The following is a 2,463-nucleotide window of genomic DNA, read 5'->3' on the forward strand; positions in this document are numbered from 1 at the left end:
GTCGAGCGAGACCTCGCCCGGACGCAGCGGCCGCTCCAGGGTCTGCGCCACCAGCGTGCCTTCAGTCACCGCGGGCTGGGTCGTCGGGGGCGCGTCAACGACGGGCGCGGCGGCTTCTTCAGCCGACGCCGACGGCATCGACTGCGTCGAGCCTGGCATCGCCGCCATGCCGCGCTCGACCATGGCTTCCAACTGATCGATCAGGTCGCGATCGTTGCCCTCGGGCTCGGCCTCGGTGGCCTCGAGCCCGGCCAGGATCTCCTTGATGCGGTCGATCGACGACAGGATCAGCGTCACCGCTTCCGCGGTGACCGGCATGCCGTCGCGGAATTTGCCCATCAGGGTCTCGCCGGCATGGGCCAGCGCCTCGAGCCGCGGCAGGCCGAGGAAACCGCAGGTGCCCTTGATGGTGTGCACCAGGCGGAAGATGTTATCGAGGATCTTCGCGTTGTTGGGGTCCTGCTCGAACTGCACCAACTGATTGTCGACCGTATCGAGGCTCTCGCTGCTCTCCGTCAGGAACTCTCGCAACAGATCGTCCATCGGAATTGCCCCCCACAAAGTGCTACGGAACGGTCGCCTCCCAGCGATAGCCTGGGCAGCTTCACGGCGACGTTAATTTCGCCGTCCGTGCAAATACGGATGATGAGGCTTTTCAAATGGTTGGGGCGTCGTGTCGCGCGATGCCGGACGGCCTCGAAAGCACAAGCACTTATCGCCTAAAGCGCAAGGCGCGCGGGGCGGATGATCGCGATTTGAATCAAATCCGATCGAGCGCGGACGTTAAGCCTATCCGAGCGTGAAGCGGACACGGAGTTCCGCAGCCTGGATCAGCCCGATACCGTCACGCGAAAGACGCGAGGCGGTGGAATAGCCTCCACCGCCCCGCCTTCCGATATCTGCGGCTACGCTTAGCGGAGCAGCTGGAGCACGCTTTGCTGGCTCTGGTTGGCGAGCGCGAGCGCGGAGACCGCGATCGACTGGCGGGTCGACAGCGCCTGGCTGTTGGCCGCTTCCTCGTTGGTGTCGGCCAGCGTCAGATTCGACGAGCCGTTGTGCAGCACGTTGATCAGGTTCTTGGAGAAGTCCTGGCGGATCTGCACGATCGAGAGGTTCGATCCCAGCGAGGACGCCGTCGAGCGCAGCGCGTCGGAGGCGTTGGAGATCGACGTCAGCACCTTGTTGGTCGCGGTGTTGTCGATGAAGTCGATACCGACCGTCAGGTTCGACAGGCCAAGGCCCGCCGCGCTGAAGGTCGTGCCGGTGATGTTCAAGGTCGACTTGCCGGTCTCGTTGAACACCAGCTTCAGCGAGTCGCCGTTCAACAGGTTGACGCCATTGAACGAGGAGTCCTGCGCGGTCGTCGTGATCTGCGACAGGATGTTGTTGAACTGCGACACCAGGCCGGCGCGGATCGCCTGCGCGGCGGGATCGACCACCGGGGCCGAGGCCGACTTGCCGGCGAACAGGCCGGTCGAGCCGGTGAGCGCGCCGATCTGCTGCGAGGCGTTGTCGTTGTTGGCCTGGATCGTCAGCGTGCCGGCCGAGTCGAGAGTGGCCTGCAAATTGTTGCCGGCGAGCGCCGCGTTCAACCCGTTGAGGTCGTGGATCTGGCCTGCGCCGGTGCCGAAGGTGATGTTGGTCGGCGTGCCGGTGCCGAGCTGCGCAATCTGGAGAACCGTGCCGATGGCGAGGTTCGAGTTGGTCGAGGGGGTGCGCGCCAAGGTCGTGGTCGCAGTGCCGGTGCCGATGCCGAGCGAGGACAACAGGTTCGCATTGCTCGAGCTGATCGCGAGGTCGGCGGCGGTGCCGGTCGAGATCACGAGCTGGCCGGTGCCGTTCACCGAGGCGACGGTGCCGGTGGCGGGGACGGAAGCGGCGATGGTGGCCGAGCCGGCCGAGATCGTGGCGGTCTGGACGCCGGTGGCGAGGTCGACCGCTTTCAGCAGGTCGCCGATGTTGGCGGCGCCGCCGTTGAGATAGACCTGCGAGTTGCCCGCACCGTCGGCGACGATGTTGCCGCTGACGCCGGAGCCGGGGGTGACCGCGCCGGGGGCCGGTGCTGCACCAGTCTTGAAGGTGATGGTGTGACCATCGACCGTCAGCGTGTCGCCGTTGGCGATCGTGGCGGTGATGGTGTCAGCGTTGGCTGCGACCGTCAGCGAGGTCGCGGCAGTGACGTTGGCGGGCGTCGTCAGATTGTTCTTGGCGGTCACGCCGGTCAGGGTCGCGGCAGTGTAGGAGCTGCCGCCGAACAGGTTGGCGGCGGTGGCGCCGGCGCCGAGCGAGACCGAGAAGTTCGACTTCGAGGAGTAGCCGACCTGGGTCTGCAGTGCCTGGGTGGCGACCGATTTGGCGCTGGCGACCAGCTTCTGCAGCGAGGTGATGCCGGTGTTGGCGGCTTGCAGCACCTGCACGCCGTTGCCGATCCCGTCCAAGAGATTGTTGATGTCGCTGGCGCGG

General features: G+C 66.0%; 2 protein-coding genes. Both read right to left on the reverse strand.

Annotation, left to right across the window (positions count from 1 at the left end; genetic code table 11):
• On the reverse strand, window positions 1-543 hold a 543-nt coding region (locus ACFFWD_RS37950), incomplete at its 3' end, for an Hpt domain-containing protein (RefSeq protein ID WP_376974478.1).
• Between the two features lie 368 nt (window positions 544-911).
• Window positions 912-2,463 (reverse strand): DUF1522 domain-containing protein (locus ACFFWD_RS37955; RefSeq protein WP_376974480.1); only part of this gene is annotated, 1,552 nt, incomplete at its 5' end.

It is taken from the genome of Bradyrhizobium erythrophlei (assembly GCF_042430365.1).
GTDB classification, from domain to species: Bacteria; Pseudomonadota; Alphaproteobacteria; order Rhizobiales; family Xanthobacteraceae; genus Bradyrhizobium; species Bradyrhizobium erythrophlei.